The sequence below is a fragment of the Rhodococcus sp. 05-2254-2 genome (genome assembly GCF_002259095.1).
Classification (GTDB): Bacteria; Actinomycetota; Actinomycetes; order Mycobacteriales; family Mycobacteriaceae; genus Rhodococcoides.
Genome location: NZ_NOZJ01000001.1, coordinates 772,353 through 793,573, shown reverse-complemented (window position 1 = coordinate 793,573; position 21,221 = coordinate 772,353). Strand labels below are relative to the sequence as shown.

Below are 21,221 nucleotides of genomic sequence, written 5' to 3'. Positions count from 1 at the left end.
GAATATAATTCACTTGTTGGTGATCAATCACACTCACGCCGAACGCCGTTGGCGATGCACAGGGCCTCGTTACCGTTAGAATGAGCCGATCGGAGTGCCGCACGATGGACGAGAAATCGACATGCCCGGCACCAATCCACGTTCCATCGAGTGCACCGACGCGGTGCGCCCACACCGAGCGAAGAGAGATACGTTGTTCAAGCGGATTGCAGTAGTCAACCGAGGCGAGGCAGCAGTACGCCTGATCCGAGCCGTCCGAGAGCTCAACGCCGAACACGATTACGGCATCCGCACCGTAGCGCTGCACACCGAGGCGGAGAAGCGGGCCATGTTCGTCCGCCAGGCCGACGAAGCGGTCACGCTGCGCAAGCCTGCGAGCGGCTCGGCCTACCTCGACTACGGCGTCCTCGAGGCGGCGCTGGTCGAGTCCGGTGCCGACGCGGTGTGGGTCGGCTGGGGCTTCGTCGCCGAGGACCCGACGTTCGCCGACCTCGTCGCGCGCCTGAACATCACCTTCATCGGCCCGTCGGCCGACGCGATGCGCCTGCTCGGCGACAAGGTCGAGGCCAAGATCCTCGCCGAGAAGGTCGGCGTTCCCGTCGCACCGTGGTCCGGCGGCCCCGTCGAAACCCGCGCCGACGCCAGGCGTCACGCAGCGGCGATCGGCTACCCGCTGATCATCAAGGCCCGCTCCGGCGGCGGTGGCCGCGGCATCCGCAAGGTCTTCCACGAGGACGAACTCGAACTGTCCCTCGAACGCACCCAGGGTGAGGCCGAGCGCTCGTTCGGCGACCCCGTCGTCTTCCTCGAACGGCTCGTCACCGATGCTCGCCACGTCGAGGTCCAGGTCATCGCCGACAGCCACGGCAACGTCTGGGCCCCGGGCGTGCGCGACTGCTCCATCCAGCGCCGCAACCAGAAGGTCATCGAGGAGTCCAGCTCCCCACTGCTCACCAAGGAGCAGGCCGACGAACTGCGCACCGCCTCGGCCGAGCTCGTCAAGGCCGCCGGCTACCAGGGCGCAGGCACCGTCGAGTACTTGTACCAGCCCGAGCAGAAGATCTTCACGTTCCTCGAGGTCAACACCCGCCTCCAGGTCGAGCACCCCATCACCGAATACACCACCGGCATCGACCTGGTGAAGCTGCAGATCCTCGTCGCCGACGGCCAGGCACTGCCCGGTGAATGCCCCACCGAGTTCGGCCACGCCGTCGAGGCTCGCCTCAACGCCGAGGACGCCGACAACGGCTTCGCTCCGGCTCCCGGCACCGTCGAGCTGCTCAAGTTCCCGCTCGGCACCGGCATCCGCGTCGACACCGGTATCGCGCAGGGCGACGTCATCCCGCCCGACTACGACTCGATGGTCGCCAAGGTCATCGCCTGGGGCCGCGACCGCAGCGAAGCGCTGGCGCGGTTGCGCAACGCGCTGCGTGAGACCACCGTCGTCATCGACGGCGGCACCACCACCAAATCGTTCCTGCTGAGCCTGCTCGACCGCGAGGAGGTCATCTCCGCCTCCGCCGACACCGGCTGGCTCGACCGCACCGAGGCCGGCTCCCAGGTGGGCCCGACCGCCGTCGCCGACATCGCCATCATCGCCGCGGCCATCGACGCCTACGACGCCGAAGAAGGCCGCGAGCGCACCGCGTTCCTCAGCTCCGCACGCGGCGGCCGGCCGCGCGCCACCCATGCCATCGGCCGCACGGTCGAGCTGAACTACCAGGGTCAGGCCTACAAGCTCGAGGTCGGCCAGACCGGCACGCACCGCTACAGCATCGACGGTGACGGCATCGGCGATCTGCAGGTCGACGTCGAACGCCTCGGCACCTACGAGAGCCGCCTCGTCATCGGCGACCGTCGCTACCAGGTGGTCACCGTCGCCGGAGCCGCACACTTCCTCGTCGAGGTCGACGGCATCAGCCACCAGATCTCCCAGGACGAGGCCGGACTGGTCCGGGCACCGGCACCCGCCGTCGTCGTCGCCGTCCCGGTCGCCGTCGGTGACGAGGTCGAAGCGGGACAGACCCTCGTCGTCCTCGAATCGATGAAGATGGAAACAGCCGTCCGGTCCCCCTACGCGGGCACCGTGCGTGAGGTACTGGCCTCGGTCAACGGACAGGTCGACGCCGGAGCGGCACTGCTGCGCGTCGATCAGGCCGGTGAGCAGAAGGTCTCCGAGCAGGCACCGCGCGTGCAGTTCCGCGGTATCGACGATGCGGCACAGCGTTCGCCGCAGCGTCGGGCACTGGACCGACTCGACGAACTCGCCGCCCTCATCACCGGTTTCGACGTCAGCGGAGCCCGAGCGCGAAACCTGTTGTCCACCTATGAGACTCTTCGTGCCGACGTGCCGCGCAACGATTCGGGTCTGGTCTCGGCCGAGCTGGATCTGCTCAACACGTTCGCCGACATCTGCGAGCTCTCTCGCAACAGGCCGACGATGGACGAGGAAAGCAACGACGAGCGCGTCCACTCCCCTCGTGAGCACTTCCACTCGTTCCTGCACTCGCTCGACGCAGACGTTCAGGGTCTCCCGGATTCGTTCCGCGCCAAGCTCACTCGCGCACTCGCGCATTACGATGCCGCCATCGACGAGGGTCGTACCCCCGAACTCGAAGAGGCTGTCTACCGCGTCTTCCTCGCTCTGCAGCGTATGGAGAACCAGGTTCCGGTCATCGCGGCGCTGCTCGGCCACTGGCTCAGCGACTGCTCCGCGCAGCCCGAAGCCACCCCGGCCATGGCCGAGGTACTCGAGCGCCTCATCGGTGCCACCCAGGCACGCTACCCCGTCATCGGCGATGTGGCTCGCAACCTGCGCTTCCGGCTGTTCGACGAGCCGCAGATCCGCAGTGCACGCGAGAAGATCTACGACGGCGTCCGTGGCAGCCTGCAGTACCTCGCCGAGAACCCCGACGCCGCCGACTACTCGGCCCGCATCGCAGCTCTGGTCTCCACCCCGGAACCGTTGATCGAGTTACTGGCACAACGGATCACCGATCCCGGTGCCCTGCTCGAAGTGATCACCCGTCAGTACTACGAGATCCGCACCCTCGAAGACGTCAAGGCCTTCGACCGCGACGGCAAGCACTTCGTCACCGGCAACTTCGAGCTCTCGGGCGAACGGCTGCACCTGGTATCGACCGCAACCGATTTCGACTCGCTCGCAGCAACTCTGGATTCGGTCGACGACATCGCCGGACCGGCACCGGAGAACCTGGCGGTCGATCTCTACCTGTCCTGGCCGGACGCTCCGACCGACGGCGACGAACTCTCGGCCCAGCTCCAAGCCGTGCTGGCTGCCCACTCGGGCACGGGCCACTGGCGCCGCGTGACGGTGACCGCTTTCGGTTCCGACACCCGCAAGATGACCTACCGTCGCACCACGGCCGAAGGATCCGAGCCTCTCGCCGAGGACACGATCATTCGAGACATGCACCCGCTGACCGGTCAGCGACTCGACCTGTGGCGACTGAAGAACTTCGACGGTGTCCGGTTGCCCGCCAGCGCCGGAACGTACCTGTTTCACCTGACGTCGAAGGCCAACCCCTCCGACGAGCGCCTCGTCGCACTCGCCGAGATCCGCGGCGTCACAACACAGTTGGACGACGCCGGAAACATCGTCGCGGTACCGGAAATCGAACGCACCGTTGCCGCCTGCCTCGACGGCATCCGCCGCGCTCAGGCCGGACGCGGCAAGAAGCGCCTCGACGCCAACCGCGTCGTGCTCTATGTCTGGCCCGTCTTGAACGTGCCCGCCGACCGCATCGCCACCATCGCGCGGCACATCGCGCCGCTGACGATCGGCGCGGGCCTCGAGGAGATCACCCTCATCGCGCGTCTGGCCGAGACTCCGGGCGCGACACCGCGCGAGGTCGCGTTGCGCCTGTCGTACCGTTCCGGTGCAGGCATCGTGGCCAAGGTGACCCCGCCGCCGACCGAGCCGATGCGTCCACTCGACGAGTACACCCAGAAGGTGCAACGCTCGCAGGCCCGCGGCACCGTGTACCCGTACGAGCTGATCCCGTTGCTGAGCAGCAACGGTGGCACGTTCACCGAGTACGACTTCGACGCAGACGGCGTGCTCGCCCCGGTCGATCGTCCCTACGGCCGCAACGCCGCAGGCGTCATCGTCGGTGTGGCCACCACACCGACCGCCAAGTACCCCGAGGGCATCACCCGCGTGGCACTGTTCGGCGACCCGACCAAGGCACTGGGCACCGTCGCCGAGGCCGAGTGCTCGCGGATCGTCGCGGCCATCGACCTCGCCGAACAACTCGGCGCACCCGTCGAATGGTTCGCATTGTCCTCCGGTGCAACGATTTCCATGGAATCGGGCACCGAGAACATGGACTGGGTCTCACGCGGCCTGCGTCGCATCATCACCTTCACCCAGGCCGGCGGTGAGATCAACATCGTCGTCGCAGGCATCAACGTCGGCGCACAGCCGTACTGGAACGCCGAAGCCACGATGCTCACCCACACCAAGGGCATCCTGGTGATGACCCCCGACAGTGCCATGGTGCTCACCGGAAAGCAGTCCCTGGACTACTCCGGCGGCGTCTCGGCCGAGGACAACTTCGGCATCGGCGGCTACGACCGCGTCATGGGCCCCAACGGCCAGGCGCAGTACTGGGCACCGAACCTGCGGGCCGCATGTGACATCCTGTTCGCGCACTACGACCACGCGTATGCCGCACCGGGAGAACGATTCCCACGTCGCGCAGCCACCGCAGACCCGACCGAACGCGACGTGCGTACCTACCCGCACGTTCACCCGTCGAGCGACTTCACCACCGTCGGCGACATCTTCTCCTCGGTCACCAACCCGGACCGCAAGAAGCCGTTCGACATTCGCACCGTCATGCGCGCCGTGGTGGACCAGGATCACTCGGTACTCGAGCGTTGGGCCGACATGGCCGACGCCGACACCTCCGTGGTGTTCGACGCCCACCTCGCCGGAATCCCGGTGTCCGTCATCGGGATCGAATCACGAGCCATCCCCCGTAAGGGCTGGTTCCCGTCCGACGGCCCCGATCAGTGGACCTCGGGCACCCTGTTCCCGAACTCGTCGAAGAAGACAGCACGCGCCATCAACGCCGCCAGCGGAAGCCGACCGATCGTGGTGCTGGCCAACCTCTCCGGCTTCGACGGATCACCGGAATCGCTGCGAAACATCCAGCTCGAATACGGTGCCGAGATCGGCCGCGCCATCGTCAACTTCGACGGACCGGTTGTGTTCTGCGTGGTATCGCGTTACCACGGAGGCGCTTTCGTGGTGTTCTCCGGAGCGCTCAACGACAACATGGAGGTCCTCGCAGTGGAAGGCTCCTTCGCCTCCGTGCTCGGCGGTGCCCCGGCCGCAGCAGTGGTGTTCACCCGCGACGTCAACGCCCGCACCGCAGCGGACCCGACCGTCAAGGAACTCGAGACTGCACTGAACAACGCCTCGGACGACGCCACCCGCTCGGCCCTGCGCGTCGAACTGGCCACCGTACGAGCGAACGCACGCAACGCCAAACTGGGTGAAGTGGCAGCCGAATTCGAGGCCATCCACAACATCCAGCGAGCACAGAACGTCGGATCGGTGCACCACATCGTCCCCGCCGCCGAACTGCGCCCGCAACTGGTCGCCGCCATCGAACGCGGAATGGCGCGGTCGCTGGCTAAGTAGGGCTTGGGCTCACTCGACACAAACGCGCGCGCGTTTGCCGGGTGCTCACGGAATGGTTACCTGTTCCGCGAGCGTCTGGCGAATGCGCGCGCGTTTGTCGGTTGGGGGCTCGGCTCAGGGCTCGCTACCAGTAGGTCACGTCTGTGGCGACGATTCCGGTGCACTGTCCGGTGAAGATGGTCACCGCGCAGGCCTCCCACAACCGGGACAGATCCGAGAACAAGCTCGACACTCCGCTCGAGCTACCGGTGCTCGCGCTTCCGGTATCGGCCACCGCGACTGCCGGTGACGCGATGGCGATGACTGCGGCTCCCAACACAACAGCAATACGACGCTTCACGCTGTTCTCCTCTTCTCTTCCATCGGACATGGTTCGCTCGACACGCTAACCTCGCGTCCCAATTGTCACAATCCTCCGAACGAACGAACGATGCCGGCCGTCAAAGCTCGAGGGTTCGGGCACTGACGAAACGCCGCGCTTCACCGGTCAACGGGTCCGTGAAATTCAGTGCTCGGGCGAGGAGTTGCAGCGGCCGGGCGAAGTCATCGCCCGGGACAGAGGTGAACACCGGATAGTACGGGTCGTTCACGATCGGAATCCCCAACGACGACAGGTGGATTCGCAGTTGGTGGGTTTTGCCCGTCTTGGGGAAGAGTCGATATCGGGCGGCGGTGCCCAACGTGTCGACCAGTTCGATCAGGGTCTCGCTGTTCGGCTCCCCCGGCTCCTCGTATGCCGTCATCACCCCGTGCTCTTTGAGGATTCGGCTGCGCACGACGCGCGGAAAGTTCAGTGCTGCATCGAATCCCGCGACAGCCTCGTACTCCTTGGTGACGTTACGGGAGGAGAAGAGTTCCTGATAGGGCCGTCGGGCATGCTTCGTCTTGGTGAAGAGCAACACCCCTGCGGTGGCGCGATCGAGTCGATGCGCGGGCGTCAGGTCGGGGCAGTCGAAGTGCTTGCGCAGTCGCACGGTCGCCGTCTCGGTGACGTGCCGACCACGCGGGATGGTGGCGAGGAAGTGCGGCTTGTCGATCACCAGCAGGTCGTCGTCCTCGTGCAGGATGCCGATCTCGAACGGGACCGGAACCTCCTGCGCTGGAATGCGATAGAAGTACACCTGACTTCCGGCGCGATACCGCGTATCGACGGAGATCGGCCTGCCCTTCTCGTCGACCACTTCGGCGTCGCGAATGGCCCGCCGCCAGTCGTCGTCGGGCAGCTCACGTTCGAGATACTCCACGACGGTGGTGACCGAATCACCATGCGGCAGAAGCAGTCTGAGCGGAGCGAGACCGTCCCGGAAGGGCAGCATCTTTCTAGGCGCAGTCGAGGCAGATCAACCGCAGACCACGGCCGGCGTCGCCGTCGAAGTCCTGGTACCGGGACGTCGGATTGCCGCAGGCACTGCAGCGACCGATGACGGCGGTGTGGTCGGAGAAGTTCTGCGCCATCCGCTTGTCGAAGACGAACAACGACCCCTCCCAGAGCGCGTCGTCGCCGAAAGTTTCTGCGTACCGAACGATTCCGCCGTCGAGCTGATACACCTCCTCGAAACCACGGGCCACCATCAGCGAAGAGAGCACCTCGCAGCGGACTCCCCCGGTGCAATACGCGACCACCGGGGACTTCTTCAGATGGTCGTAGGCACCGGAATCGAGCTGGGAGACGAAGTCCCTCGTCGTCTCGACGTCGGGCACCACCGCGTTCTTGAACTTGCCGATCTTCGCCTCGAAGGCGTTGCGCCCGTCGAAGAAAACGACGTCGTCGCCGCGGGAATCGACGAGCTCGTGCACCTGCTGCGGACTCAGGTGTTTACCGCCGCCGACCACTCCGTCGGCGTCGACCTTCAACTCGCCGGGGGCACCGAACGTGACGATCTCGTCGCGCACCCGCACGCTCAGGCGCGGGAAGTCGTTGCCGAGCCCCTCGGACCACTTGACGTCGGCCGCCTTGAACGCCGGATAGCTGCGGGTGCCGCGGACGTACCGTTTGACGTCGTCGACGTCACCGCCCACCGTCGCGTTGATGCCGTGCTCGGAGATCAGGATGCGTCCGGTCAGATTGTTCGACGCGGCCAGCGTCTGCTGCCACAACCGGATCGCCTCGGGATCGGGTAGCGGAGTGAACACGTAGAACAGGACGATTTTCGGTACAGCCACGCCGACCAGTATGGCGCGTTACCCGGCAGGCGGTGCCGCCGCCCGGACGCGCTGGGTGCCGGAGTCGACGGTGAAGCCCGCTCCCCAGTAGACGCCGGTCTGCGGATCCTCCTTGGCGGTGAGGAACCAGTGGTCCATCCGCGCCGCCGTCCTGGTGACCTCGAAGACACCGAACCCGTGACTGTCCAGGTCCACGAACTTCACGTGTTGGTTGAGCGCCTTGAATGCCTCCTCGGCGACCCGGCCCAGCGTGTGGGGCGGAGTACGCGTCAGGTCGTCGATGTTGGCCGAGCTGACCGAGGTGACGACGAGCTCCGTGGCAGCAGGCTCGGTGGTTGCGTACTGCGCCGCGTCGAGGGGTACCTCGCAGGCCCAGGCCGAGTGGATGTCGCCGGTGATGAAGACGGTGTTGTCGACGCCCGCGTCCACGATGGCACCGAGGAGCTTGCGGCGGTCGGCGGTGTATCCGTCCCACGGATCGGCGTTGTACGGCAGACCGCCCTCCGGGATCCCGAGAAGCGAGGTGACCGCCCTGGCCGCGTCCCGGTCCAGCGGCGGGATGAGAGTGGGCGTGATCATCACCGGATTGCCGACGATCTTCCACTGCGTCGGCGACGAGACGATGCCGTCGGTGAGCCACTGCATCTGCTCCGCGCCGGTGATGGTCCGGTTGGGCGAATCGACCTCGGGACCGTTGAACGGCAACACCTGCTGCGAGCGGTAGGTGCGTAGGTCCAGCATCGACAATTCGAGCAGGTTGCCGAACCGCAGCCGACGGTAGAGGTGACGGTTGGTTGCGGTGCCCGCCGCGCGTACCGGCATCCACTCGTAGTACGCCTGCTCGGAATTGGCCTTGCGGGTGGACCAGTCGCCCTCGGTGCCCGGGGTGTGGTTCTGCGCGCCGGTGTCGTAGGCATCGTTGGCGGATTCGTGGTCGTCCCACGTGCAGATCCACGGCACGCCGATGTGCGCGGCCTGCAGATCGGGATCGGACTTGTACTGGCCGTGGCGCTGACGGTAGTCGGCAAGGGTGACGATCTCGTGGGTGGGCGAATGCTGCCGGATCACCCCGTCGCGTCCCGGGAATCCGCCGGTTTCGTACTCGTAGATGTAGTCACCGAGGTGGACGATGGCGTCCAAGTCCGTCCTGGCCGCCAGATGCCGATACGCGCCGAAGTAGCCGGACTCCCAGTTGGAGCACGAGACGACACCAAAACGCATCGCATCGATATCGGCGTCGTTGGCCGGTGCGGTGTGCGTGGTCCCGACGGCCGATGCCGCGTCGCTCGTCCGGAAGTCGTAGAAGTACGTGGTGTCCGCGCTGAGTCCGTCGACGTCGACCTTGACGGTGTGGTCGGTGGCGGGGCCGGTTTCGACGGTTCCGGAAGCGACGATGTCACCCATGTCCGCGCTGCGGGCAACACGCCACGTCACCGATACCTGCGGGCCGACGCCGGAGCCCGGGGTGGCGTCGGGCGTGGGGGTGATGCGGGTCCAGAGCACGATCGCGTCGGGCAAGGGATCTCCCGACGCCACCCCGTGCAGAAAGCCGCGGTCGCTGCCCTGCGCGTGGGCGATCGCCGGCAGTGTCGTGGCGACTCCGGCCACCGCGACGGCCACCGACGACGAGCGAAGAAACGTCCTTCTGGAAAGCGCAGACTCAGCGTGCATCGGGTCAGTCCATGCGATGGATGGTCGGTGGTCAAGTAAGGCGCGCCTGGGTCGGCCACAGTGTTCACCGGCCGGCCATGTGCCGGACGCTGGTTTGCCTTCGTCGCTGCGGGAGAACACTCCGGGAATGGACGCTCTGTGGTTGTTCGGTGATCAGCTCGGCCCGCACTTTCACTCCGTGGACGAGCACGCGGATCGGGATGTGCTGATGATCGAGTCCCGGCGCGTGTTCCGGCGTCGGAGATACCACCGACAGAAGCTGCATCTCGTGTTGTCGGGGATGCGGCACCTCGCCGACGAGTTGGGTGATCGCGTCACCTACTTGCAGACCGAGACGTACCGGGAGGCGCTGGCCGAATACGGCAAGCCCGTGGTGGTGTTCGAGCCCACCTCGCACGCGGCGGAGAAGTTCGTCGCCACGTTGCACGAGGAGGGCTTGGTCTCGGAGATTCTGCCGACGCCGATGTTCGCGCTTCCCCGCGCCGATTTCGCGGAGTGGGCAGCCGAGCGCGGCACCTTTCGGATGGAGACGTTCTACCGCGAGCAACGCAAGAAGTTCGGGGTACTGATGGACGGTTCCGAACCGGTCTCCGGAAAATGGAACCTCGACGCCGAGAATCAGTCACCGCCGCCGAAGGGACGCCTGACGCTCGGAGTCGAAGAACCGTGGTGGCCGACCGAGGACGCGATCGACGAGCAGGTGCGCGCCGACCTCGACGACTGGGACCTCGACACCGTCGGAGTGGACGGGCCACGAGTGTTCGCGGTGACTGCTGCCGAGGCGGCGGATGCGTTGGCGCACTTCGTGAACTACCGCTTGGACGACTTCGGCAAGTACGAGGACGCCGTGATGGCCGACGACTGGACGATGTCGCACTCGCTGCTGTCGGTGCCACTGAACCTCGGCCTGCTGCAACCGGTGGACGTGGCGCACGCCGCCGAGGACGCGCACCGCGACGGCACCCCCTTGGCGAGCGTCGAAGGGTTCGTGCGGCAGATCCTCGGCTGGCGCGAATACGTGTGGCATCTGTACTGGCATCTGGGACCGGAGTATCTCGAGCGCAACAAGCTCGAAGCCCATGAGCCACTACCGGATTGGCTGACGGAGTTGGACGGTGATGCCGTGGTGGCGAAATGCCTGTCCAGCACCGTCGACGGCGTGCGTGATCGCGGGTGGGTGCACCACATCCCCCGACTGATGATCCTGGGAAACTTTGCGCTGCAACACGCCTGGGACCCGCGAGCGCTGACCGACTGGTTCGCAACGGCTTTCGTCGACGGGTTCGCCTGGGTGATGCCGGTGAACGTGATCGGCATGAGCCAACACGCGGACGGTGGGGTGATCGCCACCAAGCCGTACGCCTCGGGCGGGGCGTACCTGAACCGCATGACCGACTACTGCAAGCCGTGCGAATTCAACCCGAAAAAGCGACTGGGCGACGACGCCTGCCCCTTCACCGCCGGTTACTGGGCCTTCGTACACCGGCACCGCGAGATGTTGGCGCAGAACCACCGCACCGCGCGACAGGTGTCGTCGATGAACCGATTGAGCGACTTGGAGCAGGTGCTGGAACAGGAACGTCAACGCGAGGTGTACTGACGCATCAGGAAACGCACCGACGTTCGGGTGCATTTGTCACACCATATTGGCCGAGACGTGCGATCTTCGGGTACCGCGGGTCCTCTACCATGACGCACCGACAGGTTCGGGTTCTCGAATCCTCATGCAGGGCAATAGTTTTCGATTGCACCATGGTTGCCAGTCGAACGCGCGTTCGATACACTTGCTCCCATGACCACGGAGATCTGGCAACTGAGCGAGAGTGAACTGCTCGCCGAATCTGCCGCGGTCTCCCACCGAATCCAGCTGTTGGAGGCCCGGCGGATCGCTCTCGTCGCCGAGATCGACACCCGCGTCTCGCGCGAGAAACTGGGCTTCCCCGGACCCGCCGGCTGGCTGACCTCCACCACCCTGCTCTCCCCGTCCAAGGCCACCAAGATCGTTGCCCTCGCCCGCGGCATGGCTGCGTTTCCCGACATCGCCGACGCCGTCAACACCGGCGTCATGACCATCGACCACGCCGCGCTGATCCTCACCTTCGCCGAAACCCCACCGGAAAACCTGCCGGAAAAGGGTCGCGATATGGCCCGCGCAGCCTTGATCAAATCTGCGACAGGGCCCGACGCACGCACCGGCCGCATCCGAGCAGCGATCACCAGACTCGAAGACAGCTTCGGCAACAAGAAACCACCCGCCGAGAACACCGACCGCAACGAACTCTTCGCCTCCAAGACTTTGAACGGTCGGCTGGTGTTGCAAGGTGATTTCGATGCGATCACCGGCGAGAAGCTGCTCACCGCACTCTCCCCGTTGACCGAACCCCACCCCGCCGCCGACGGCACCCAAGACGACCGCAGCCCCGCCAAGCGCAGAGCCGACGCCTTCGGACACATCCTCGACCAATACCTCGCCTCCAGTGATCGCCCCATCGAAGGTGGTGAACGACCGCACCTGAACCTGCACATCCGGTTGCAGGACCTCACCGACCTCCAGAACTGCGGCGGCGAAGACGACATCACCGACGACGAAACCTCACGCGCAGCAACAGAATCCGATACCGACACAGTCGATCCCGTCGACATCAACACCGGTGGCCCGATGCACCCCGACACGGGAGAACCGGACGCGGCGGATGAACCCGAGGCCGGCAAGGCTGCGGGAGCTGCCGCTGATCGCGGCGCGTATCGGGACCTGTTCGGCGACGGCACCACGGTCGGCTGGCTGCCGTGGATGGGACCGCTCTCCCGCAACACCTCCCGCCAGTTGGCCTGCGATTGTGTCCTCACTGCCATCGTCATGGACGAGAACGGCAACCCACTCAATCTCGCCCGCACCGCACGCACCATCACAGCCAAACAACGCAAAGCCCTCACCGCCCGCGATCACGGGTGCGCGTTCCCCGGCTGCGGAAAACCCGCCGCCTGGACCGAAGGACACCACATCTGGCACTGGGGCGACGGCGGACCCACCGACATGAACAACCTCGTCCTACTGTGCGGATTCCACCACCGCCTCATGCACCACTCCGATTGGGAAGTGTTCATCGGCACCGACAACCACCCCTGGTTCGTACCGCCAGCAACCGTCGACCCGTGTCGAGAACCCAGGCCATCCCACGCCCGAGCAGGCCCCCACATCGCCTGAACCCGCCCACAGACCACTCCAGCCCCGCACCGAAACACCGGTGCGGGGCTGGAAGAGATTGTTCGACAGGCCGATTCGAGTGGAGCACGGATCGGTCACCGTGGTCGTGTCACATCACCTCGAGCGGGTGTTGCAACAGGAACGACTGCGCGAGGTGTACTGACCTAGTTTGCGTCGAGTGTCGCGATCGCCTCGTCGATCATCGGCACATATCGCTCGAGTGCCCACGGCACCGTCAGCGGATTGATGATGGACGATCCGGTGACGAACGACTGATCCGTCGGTGCCACGACCGAACCGCGGGACACAGCCGGAATCTGCTTGTACGCAGGCTGATTCTCGGTATCGGTGCGGTTCTGCGGATCCGAGTAGAAGGTGAAGATCAGGTCCGAGTCGTTCAACAGATTCGCGTTCTCCAACCCGATGACCGCCGAGTCGGTGCCCTCGGTCTCGTCGAGCGTGTTCACCACCGGATCGACCTGCAACCCGAGGGCTCGCACCATCGCGACGCGTTGTTCGTCGGCAAGAAACACTCCGAGCGTCCCCGGCCCGGTGTTGTAGATGTACGAGAAACTCACCCCGGCGTATTCGGGGTGCTCGCTGGTGGCGTCGGCGAAGCGGCCCTTGATCTTCTCGATCTCGTCTGCCGCCTTCTGCTCCTCCCCCATGGCCTTGCCGATGACGGTGATCTGGTCTTCCCAGGTGATCGTCCACGGCTGTTCCTCGTACGCGACCACCGGTGCGAATGCGCTCAGCTTGTCGAACTGATCCTGTGTGACGCCGGACCACGGGGCCAGAATCAGATCGGGTTCGAGGGCAGCAACGGCTTCGATGTTCAATTCGGTTCCACCGGTGAACTGTTGGGGAAGTTCGGCACCCAACTCGGTCACCGCGTCGTGAACCCACGGCAGATACCCGGTGTCGTCGGCGCCCCACGAGTACTCCTCGACGCCGACGGGCACGGTGCCCAGCGCGATCGCCGTCTCGGCCGAGCCCTGCCCCAGAGTCACGATGCGCTCGGGCTTCTCGGTGATGACGGCCTGACCCAGAGCCGAATCGATGGTGACAGTGGCAAAGTCACCGCCGCCGTCCTGTTCGGGCTCGGCAGTATCGGCAGAGGAGCACGCCCCCACCACCAGGGTTGCCACGGCAAGCGTGGACAGCAGGGTTGCACGGCCGGCAGTGCGTCGACCGGCCGGTGACACTGAGAACATGGTTACCTCTCGACGAACCAGCGGGAATCAAAGTAAGACTAGGCTAACCTACAAAAGGCGTTCAAATGCGCTGCCCGGCGGCCATTCGCTACGGTGGGTCGCATGAGCCTTCCTCGTCCAGCACCCGACCGGACCGCCGTCGTGACCGGAGCGTCCTCGGGCATCGGGGCATCCATCGCCCGCGAACTCGCCTCCCGGGGCTACGGCGTCACCCTCGTCGCTCGGCGAGCCGACAAGCTCGAAGACTTAGCACAGGAGATCCGAGCACGGGGAGTCCGAGCCGAAGTGCTCGCAGCAGACCTCTCCGACCGCAGCGCTCGCGCCGAACTGCTCGGCCGCATCATCGAACTCGGTCTCATCCCGGACATCCTGATCAACAACGCCGGACTGTCCACCCTCGGACCGGTCGCAGAATCGGACCCGGCTGCGGAAATGAACATGATCGAGGTCGACGTGGTCGCCGTCGCGGACCTGTGCACCCGGTTCCTCCCCGGCATGGTCGAGCGCCGACGCGGCGCACTGCTCAACGTTGCCTCGACTGCCGCGTTCCAACCTCTGCCCGGACAGGCCGGCTACGGCGCGTGCAAGGCATTCGTGCTCTCGTACACACAGTCGCTGACCGGTGAACTGCGTGGAACCGGCGTCACGGCCACTGCGCTGTGCCCCGGACCGGTACACACGGGATTCGGCGAGGCCGCAGGGTTCGCGAAAGACGATGCCGAGAAGGCACTTCCACCTATCATGTGGGTCGAGGCGGACACAGTCGCCAAGACTGCCGTCGACGACATGACCAAGGGGCGCATGGTGTCGATTCCGGGAGCGGCCAACCGCATCGGATCCATCTTCGCGCAGATCACCCCGCGAACGGTGTTGGTGCCCATGCTCACTCGCATTCACCCCGGCCTGGGCAAGAACGCCCGCAAGGGAGCCTCGTCATGAGTCGCGAACTCACCGTCTCGGACAGCATCGTCGTCGCTGCCGATCCCAACACGCTGTACGCCGCGATCAGCGACCCCACGCGCATGGGTGAGTGGAGCCCGGAGAACAAAGGTGCCACCGTCCACGACCCTCGCGAGACTGCCTACGTGGGAATGGTGTTCGACGGAACCAACAAGCGCGGCCGGGCGAAGTGGGTCACGCGCTGCACCGTCACCGCGGCCGAGCCTGGCAAGACCTTCGAGTTCCGCGTCCACGCCATCGGCAAGAGCGCTCCCAAGATCAAGGGCGCAAACGCAACCTGGCGATACGACTTCGAACCGGTCGCAGGGGGCACGAAAGTGACCGAGACCTGGACCGACGACCGGACGAAATGGCCCGACGCGCTGGCGCTCGTGTTCGACAAGATCGTCACCAGCGGTAAGACGTTCCCGCAGTTCCAGCGTCGCAACATTCGCAAGACGCTGGAGAATCTGCAGAAGGTCTACGCCTGATTCTCAGGCCCGCCGGGTGTACAGGCCGAGAACGTACGAGGCCTGCCCGGCATGTTGAAGGTCGTCGGACACCACGGACACCAGCCGTGCACCCAGCGTGACCGGCGGGTCCCAGTTCTCGTCGACGATCCGGTCCAGATCGTCGGTCGAGATACTGCTCAGGTAGGCAACGGTTTTCGAGTGCACGGCGTCGTGGTACTCACGCAGCAAGTCGGCGCTCGAGGTGACATGAGCGACGTCGGAGGACGATTGGCCGTACCCGATATCGGACCGGTCGAACGGGAGACCGAAGCGCTCGAACCACGAGTCGGAGTTCCACAACTGCTCGCTGCCTGCCACTCCGGCGATGTGGTCGTCCTGTACCCGCGTCAGGTGCCACAGCAGCCACGCGATGCTGTTTGCCTCGGAGTCGGGCCGGTAGGTCAACGCTGCGGCGGGGATGTCGTCCAATACCGAGTGGACGAGTTCCTTGATTCGGCCGAACGCGTCGGTGAGCAGTTCGTTGTGATTCATGCGATCCGTTTCTCCTGTGACAGCACTGATGACCACCCATGCATACCCCCGATGCGCCCGCAGGGAACATCGGGGCGGTCCGAGCGCGTTGGACCGGATATGACTGCTCCAGCGATTGTGTACACCCGCACCGGCGATTCCTCCGTCCTGGAACTGAAGGATCGCGAGGTGACCGAGCCGGCCGCAGGCGAAGTCCGCGTCCGCATCGTGGTCTCGGGCGTCAATCCGACGGACTGGAAGAACAGGACCGGCTCCGGGCCGGGTGAGAAGCTGGCATTCGACGAGGTGGTACCGAACCAGGACGGTGCCGGAGTGATCGACGCTGTCGGCCCCGATGTCGAGGGGCTTGCCGTCGGAGATCGCGTCTGGGTCTACCTGGCCCAACATCAGCGCCCGACCGGTACTGCCCAGTCTTTCTCGATCCTGCCTGCCTCCCGAGTGGTACGGCTGCCCGATGGCGTCGGATTCGACGTGGGCGCAAGCCTCGGAGTGCCCGCGATGACGGCGCACCGCGCACTGACCGTCTCCGAGGACGGACCAACGCGGCTGCACCCAGGCGTGCTGGACGGCAAGTCGGTTCTGGTCGCCGGTGGTGCCGGTGCCGTCGGCCATGCCGCGATCCAGTTGGCCCGCTGGGCGGGCGCGACCGTGGTGACGACGGTCAGCGGACCGGAGAAGGGCGCGCTGGCGACCGCGGCGGGCGCGCACCACGTGGTGAACTACAAGACCGGCGACGCCGCCGCCGAAATTCGTGAACTGGTTCCTGCCGGAATCGATCTCATCGTCGAGGTGGCTCCCGCACAGAACGCCGCACTCAACGCTGCCGTAGGCGCGAACCGCGCCTCCATCGCGGTGTACGCCAACAATGGCGGCGACACCGTGACCCTCGACGTTCGGCCGAACATGGTGCTCAACACGCGCTACCAGTTCGTCCTCCTTTACACCGTGGGCGACGAAGCTCTTCGCAACGCCGAGGCGGACGTCAGCGCTGCGGCAGCCGCAGGTGTGCTCGAGGTGGGCGAGGCCACCGGTCTACCGCTGCACCGCTTCTCGCTGAGCGAGACCGCAGCGGCACACGACGCCGTCGAGAACGGAACCGTTGGCAAGGTGCTGATCGACGTCTCCAGCGAATGACTCAGGTGATGATCGGCAACGTGGACCATGGGAAATTGATCCACTTGTCGGTCTCTCGCCACGAGTAGTCGGGCTGCACAATGGTTCTCGGCTTGGTGTAGATCACGGCCGATCGCACGTCGGCGGTATGCACCTTCAGTAGGTCGATGACCAGAGCCAGTGTGCGGCCGGAATCGGCGACGTCGTCGACGACGAGCAACTTCTTTCCGACGATTGCGTCGGTGTCCAGAAGCGGTTCGAGGACAACAGGATCGGGCAGGGTCTCCTCGATGTCGGAGTAGAACTCGACATTAAGGGTGCCCGCCGCCTTGACGCCCATCGCGTAGGAAATCGCACCCGCGGGAATGAGTCCGCCGCGAGCGATCGCGATGACGATGTCCGGGACGAACCCGTCGTCGACGATCTTCTCGGTCAGGTCACGCGAGGCGTCCCCGAACGTCGCCCATGTCAGCACTTCACGTTCCTGTTCGGTCATGACGCACCACTCTACCCAGCACCAGATTTTGCCGAAATAGCAACGATGTTTGCGTGAAGGCCTGGCAGCGGGCAGTCTCGAACCATGGCCGACCACACACATACTCACACTCATTCCGCCGACGGGGCCCACGTGGAACCGGATTTCGAGAACGGTGCCTTCGACGAGGCGTTCTGGGACGACCTCTACAACCAGCGCACCACCATCTGGAGCGGCAATCCCAATGCCGTGTTGGTACAGGAAGCGTCCGAGCTGACTCCGGGTCGCGCACTGGACATCGGCTGCGGTGAAGGTGCGGACTCCCTGTGGCTGGCCGGTGAAGGCTGGAACGTGACCGGCGTCGACATCTCCGATGTCGCCCTCGGCCGGGCTCGCGCGGCGCAGCAGGCTCTGGAGCCGCAGACACTCGAGGTGGAATGGCGTCAGGAAGACGTTCTGGAGTGGACTCCCCCGGCCGCGGCGTTCGATCTGGTGTCGGTGCACTTCCTGCAGGTGCCGCCGGACGAGCTCGCACTGACCACCCGCAGGTTCGCGGCTGCTGTCGCACCGAAGGGACGTCTTCTGATCGTCGGGCACAGTCCTAGCGACAGCCACGCCTCGCAGCACCCGGCCAAGAACCGGCTGTTCGCTCCGGAACCGGTGGTCGCCGCGGCGGGCGACGGGTTCGAGCAGATCCATGCCGAACACCGCACTCGCACGACGCCCGACGGCGACGAGCGCATCGACACGGTGGTGGTACTGCAGCGCCGGTAAACTCGGGCGGTGTTCTCGCAGTCGACGTATCGAATTCCCCTGGCCGTCACCTTCGTGGTGGCGCTGATCGTGCTGTTCACCCCCGCGTCCGGGGTGCCGTCGGGATTTCAACACAGCGACAAGATCATTCACTTCCTGTTGTTCGCGGTCCTCGCGTACACCTCCCGCCTGGCCGGAATCGGCTGGGCCGGCACCGCAGCGTGGGTGCTGGGATTCGCGGCGATCTCGGAGGTCCTGCAGGCGATCCTGCCTCTGGGACGCTCCGGATCGCTCGCCGACGCCCTTGCCGACGCCGCCGGAGTTGCTGTGGGCCTGCTCGCAGCGAGTCGGGTTCTACCGCAGCGCGTCGAACGCGCCCCGGACCTGCACTAGACTGACCCTGCACCGGGGTCCCTCGGCCAGCGCGCGACTCCGGAAGGAACGTCATCACCTCGTCTTCTGCCCCGCACGATATCTACCTCGTTCCACCGGAGCACGAGATCAACGATGCCGTCACCCGAGAATCTGCCGCATCCGCAGCGCGACTGAGCGAACGATCCGACGTCGTCAGCCACGACGGCCGCTACGCACTGACGATCACCTCCACCACCCCGCACCAGGCGATGGTCGAGGATCTGCTGTTCGTCCGCGCCGTGCTCGACGCCGCACACATCAAGTACCTGCTCGTCCGCGGTAACGACGAACGACCGGTCATCGCCATCGAACTGGCTGCCCGGGACGCGCTCACCACCGCACTGGTGCACGCCTGCCGCGCCGAGCCGTTCTACTCCAAGACCGTCGACGCCCGCGGAAAAGCCGTACTGGTTGCCGACGGCACACTCTCCCCGTCGGCCAACGCCCGGATCGTGCGCCTGTACCGACCGCGCGTCGAACCGTTCAGCGGGTTGTACTACGGCGCATCGACGGCAGTGCAGATCGAACTGTGGTCGTTCTCGCCGTCCGAGATCGTGCTTCCGATCGAGAATTCGCTGACCCGTCGCAACATTCGGCCCGACGAGGCCGTCCGCGGCACGGTCGAACGCTTCGGCCGAACCTGGCCGACCATCGAGAACATGTTCGCCGACCACGCGTCGGACATCAATTTCGACATCGACATCGTGTTCTCCTGGGTCGACGGCTCCTCGGCAGAATTCCAGGCCCAGCGCGCGCGGCGGATGGCGAACTACGTCGTCGGTGAGGGTGACGATTCGGCAGCCCGCTACCGGCAGATCGACGAACTGAAGTACGCGCTGCGGTCGATTCACATGTACGCGCCGTGGATCAGGCGCATCTTCGTGGCCACCGACTCGGCGAGACCTGCATGGCTCGCCGACCACCCCAAGGTGACGTTCGTGCCGAGCGAGGCCTTCTTCGTCGACACATCCGTTCTGCCGACCCACAATTCGCAGGCCGTCGAAAGCCAGCTGCACCACATCCCCGGATTGTCCGAGCACTTCCTGTACTCGAACGACGACATGTTCTTCGGTCGACCGGTCAGTCCGTCGATGTTCTTCTCCCCCGGCGGAATCAGCATGTTCATCGAGGCGACGACCCGAATCGGGTTGGGCTACAGCGACGCCGACCGCAGCGGCTTCGAGAACGCGGCGCGGGTGAACCGTCGAATCCTGCAGAACCGATTCGGAATGACCACAACCCGGCATCTCGAACACGCGGCAACACCGCTGCGGCGCAGCGTGATGCAGGAGATGGAGAACGAATTCCCGGACGAGTTCGCCTCCACCGCGGCGAGCGCGTTCCGGGCGAGCACCAACATCTCGGTGACCAACTCGCTGTACCACTACTACGCGCTGATGAGCGGTCGCGCCGTGGTCCAGAAGGACGCCAAGGTCCGGTACATCGACACCACCACCGTGGCCGGTCTCGACCTGATGGAGAAGCTGCTCCCCAAGCGATCGGTGGACTTCTTCTGCCTCAACGACGGCAGCTTCCCCGAGGTCGACCTGGACCTTCGCACCCGAACGGTGACACAGTTCCTGGACAAGTATTTCCCCATCGTCGCACCCTGGGAACGCGCGAGGACCGACGAACGCTGATGCTCAGGCGTCGCTGAACGTCTTGCGCCGCGCGCTGTCTGCGATGGTCACTCCCGCTGCATTCAGCCTGCGCGCGGTCTCCTGAGCCGAGACCGGCTCTCCCACGGTGTCGTACGACCCTGTGGGCACCACCGAATGCACGACGGTGTCCTCGTAGACATGGACCAGGTTGTACCCCTGGGCACCGTCGCGTCCGCGCAATCCGCCTGCGGGCACGTTCAGATCCTGGGTGTAGCACGTGGCCGACGCCACCGAGACCGGGATACCCGCGAACGTGGCCGTCGTCGAATAGTGCAGGTGCCCAGCAAGAATGGATCGCACATCGGTTCCGCGTAGTACGTCGGCCAGCCGAGGCTGATCGATCAGCTCGACCAGCACGGCGAGATCGAGCACGGTCGGTACCGGCGGATGATGCATCGCGAGAATGGTGCCGAACTCGGCGGGGGTCGCGAGAGTGTCTGCCAGCCAGGTCAATTGCTCGTCGCCGAGCTCGCCGTGATGCCTGCCCGGGACCGTCGTGTCGAGCGTCACCACCCGAAGACCGTCGACGTCGTGCACACGATCGATGGACTGCCCGGTGGGTTCGGCGTCGAGAAGCTTCTGACGAAACGTCGCCCGGTCGTCGTGATTGCCCATCGCCCAGACGATCTGCGCACCGAGTTCCTCGGCCACCGGCTCGACCAACGCGCGCAATTTCTCGTACGCGCCCGGCTCACCCTTGTCCGTCAGATCCCCCGTGAACACCAATGCGTCGGGCCGCACACCGGAGTTGCGTACGTCGGTCATCACCTGCTCGAGCCGCAAATGACTGTCCACGCCCCCGTACAACCGACCTCCGCCGTCGACGAGATGCGTGTCGCTGATATGCAGCAAGCAGTGATGGGGACGTGGGTACTCGGCCATCCGAGACTTCATCGAACTCTCGCTCACGATCGGACCTACCGTTTCACGTTCACCCG

General features: G+C 65.4%; 17 protein-coding genes. 9 read left to right on the top strand and 8 right to left on the bottom strand.

Annotated elements, in window-relative coordinates; translation table 11 throughout:
* Positions 1-193 precede the first annotated feature (193 nt).
* Positions 194-5,671 carry an ATP-binding protein gene (locus CH283_RS03950; protein WP_094641560.1) on the top strand — a complete coding sequence of 1,826 codons (5,478 nt, stop codon included), beginning with the start codon at positions 194-196 and terminating at the stop codon, positions 5,669-5,671.
* Positions 5,672-5,795: 124 nt separating this feature from the next.
* Here the strand turns inward: CH283_RS03950 and CH283_RS03945 are convergent, their stop codons facing one another.
* The 4 genes from CH283_RS03945 to CH283_RS03930 form a co-directional block, all read right to left on the bottom strand.
* Positions 5,796-6,011, bottom strand: coding sequence for a hypothetical protein (locus CH283_RS03945; protein WP_141215313.1), 216 nt, complete (start codon positions 6,009-6,011; stop codon positions 5,796-5,798).
* 100 nt (positions 6,012-6,111) lie between these two features.
* Entirely contained in the window at positions 6,112-6,987 is an 876-nt protein-coding gene (locus CH283_RS03940; RefSeq protein ID WP_094641362.1) for a pseudouridine synthase, read from the bottom strand.
* A 4-nt stretch (positions 6,988-6,991) separates the two neighbouring features.
* Positions 6,992-7,834, bottom strand: a complete 843-nt coding sequence (gene trhO / locus CH283_RS03935; protein ID WP_094641361.1) for an oxygen-dependent tRNA uridine(34) hydroxylase TrhO — start codon at positions 7,832-7,834, stop codon at positions 6,992-6,994.
* 18 nt (positions 7,835-7,852) lie between these two features.
* The gene (locus CH283_RS03930; RefSeq protein WP_094641359.1) at positions 7,853-9,505 is read right to left on the bottom strand and encodes an alkaline phosphatase D family protein; all 1,653 of its coding nucleotides are present in this window, start codon (positions 9,503-9,505) and stop codon (positions 7,853-7,855) included.
* Between the two features lie 127 nt (positions 9,506-9,632).
* On the opposite strand from CH283_RS03930, the gene CH283_RS03925 reads away from it, so the two are divergent.
* Positions 9,633-11,105, top strand: coding sequence for a cryptochrome/photolyase family protein (locus tag CH283_RS03925; protein WP_094641357.1), 1,473 nt, complete (start codon positions 9,633-9,635; stop codon positions 11,103-11,105).
* Between the two features lie 192 nt (positions 11,106-11,297).
* Positions 11,298-12,710, top strand: coding sequence for an HNH endonuclease signature motif containing protein (locus CH283_RS03920; RefSeq protein WP_094641355.1), 1,413 nt, complete (start codon positions 11,298-11,300; stop codon positions 12,708-12,710).
* Positions 12,711-12,874: 164 nt separating this feature from the next.
* On the opposite strand, the gene CH283_RS03915 is transcribed toward CH283_RS03920, so the two are convergent.
* Positions 12,875-13,924, bottom strand: coding sequence for an iron-siderophore ABC transporter substrate-binding protein (locus CH283_RS03915; RefSeq protein WP_094641353.1), 1,050 nt, complete (start codon positions 13,922-13,924; stop codon positions 12,875-12,877).
* Positions 13,925-14,026: 102 nt separating this feature from the next.
* Here CH283_RS03915 and CH283_RS03910 point away from each other — a divergent pair, with 102 nt between their 5' ends.
* Both CH283_RS03910 and CH283_RS03905 read left to right on the top strand, forming a co-directional pair.
* The gene (locus CH283_RS03910; RefSeq protein ID WP_094641351.1) at positions 14,027-14,863 is read left to right on the top strand and encodes an SDR family NAD(P)-dependent oxidoreductase; all 837 of its coding nucleotides are present in this window, start codon (positions 14,027-14,029) and stop codon (positions 14,861-14,863) included.
* The gene (locus CH283_RS03905; RefSeq protein WP_094641349.1) at positions 14,860-15,354 is read left to right on the top strand and encodes an SRPBCC family protein; all 495 of its coding nucleotides are present in this window, start codon (positions 14,860-14,862) and stop codon (positions 15,352-15,354) included. The genes CH283_RS03910 and CH283_RS03905 overlap by 4 nt, the downstream gene beginning before the upstream one ends.
* Positions 15,355-15,357: 3 nt before the next feature.
* Here CH283_RS03905 and CH283_RS03900 read toward each other — a convergent pair whose 3' ends face one another.
* Positions 15,358-15,867, bottom strand: coding sequence for a mycothiol transferase (locus CH283_RS03900; RefSeq protein WP_094641558.1), 510 nt, complete (start codon positions 15,865-15,867; stop codon positions 15,358-15,360).
* Between the two features lie 99 nt (positions 15,868-15,966).
* Between CH283_RS03900 and CH283_RS03895 the strand changes: the two genes are divergently transcribed.
* Entirely contained in the window at positions 15,967-17,001 is a 1,035-nt protein-coding gene (locus CH283_RS03895; RefSeq protein WP_094641347.1) for an NADPH:quinone reductase, read from the top strand.
* A 1-nt stretch (position 17,002) separates the two neighbouring features.
* On the opposite strand, the gene CH283_RS03890 is transcribed toward CH283_RS03895, so the two are convergent.
* Entirely contained in the window at positions 17,003-17,476 is a 474-nt protein-coding gene (locus CH283_RS03890; protein ID WP_094641345.1) for a phosphoribosyltransferase, read from the bottom strand.
* 84 nt (positions 17,477-17,560) lie between these two features.
* Here CH283_RS03890 and CH283_RS03885 point away from each other — a divergent pair, with 84 nt between their 5' ends.
* The 3 genes from CH283_RS03885 to CH283_RS03875 all read left to right on the top strand — a co-directional run bounded on the left by CH283_RS03885 (position 17,561) and on the right by CH283_RS03875 (position 20,262).
* Positions 17,561-18,229: a class I SAM-dependent methyltransferase gene (locus CH283_RS03885; protein WP_094641343.1), complete on the top strand. Its 669-nt coding sequence runs from the start codon at positions 17,561-17,563 to the stop codon at positions 18,227-18,229.
* 9 nt (positions 18,230-18,238) lie between these two features.
* Positions 18,239-18,601: a VanZ family protein gene (locus tag CH283_RS03880; RefSeq protein WP_094641341.1), complete on the top strand. Its 363-nt coding sequence runs from the start codon at positions 18,239-18,241 to the stop codon at positions 18,599-18,601.
* Positions 18,602-18,831: 230 nt separating this feature from the next.
* Positions 18,832-20,262 carry a stealth family protein gene (locus tag CH283_RS03875; protein ID WP_094641339.1) on the top strand — a complete coding sequence of 477 codons (1,431 nt, stop codon included), beginning with the start codon at positions 18,832-18,834 and terminating at the stop codon, positions 20,260-20,262.
* A gap of 3 nt (positions 20,263-20,265) precedes the next feature.
* Here the strand turns inward: CH283_RS03875 and CH283_RS03870 are convergent, their stop codons facing one another.
* Positions 20,266-21,177, bottom strand: coding sequence for a phosphodiesterase (locus tag CH283_RS03870; protein ID WP_094641556.1), 912 nt, complete (start codon positions 21,175-21,177; stop codon positions 20,266-20,268).
* Positions 21,178-21,221: the final 44 nt, after the last annotated feature.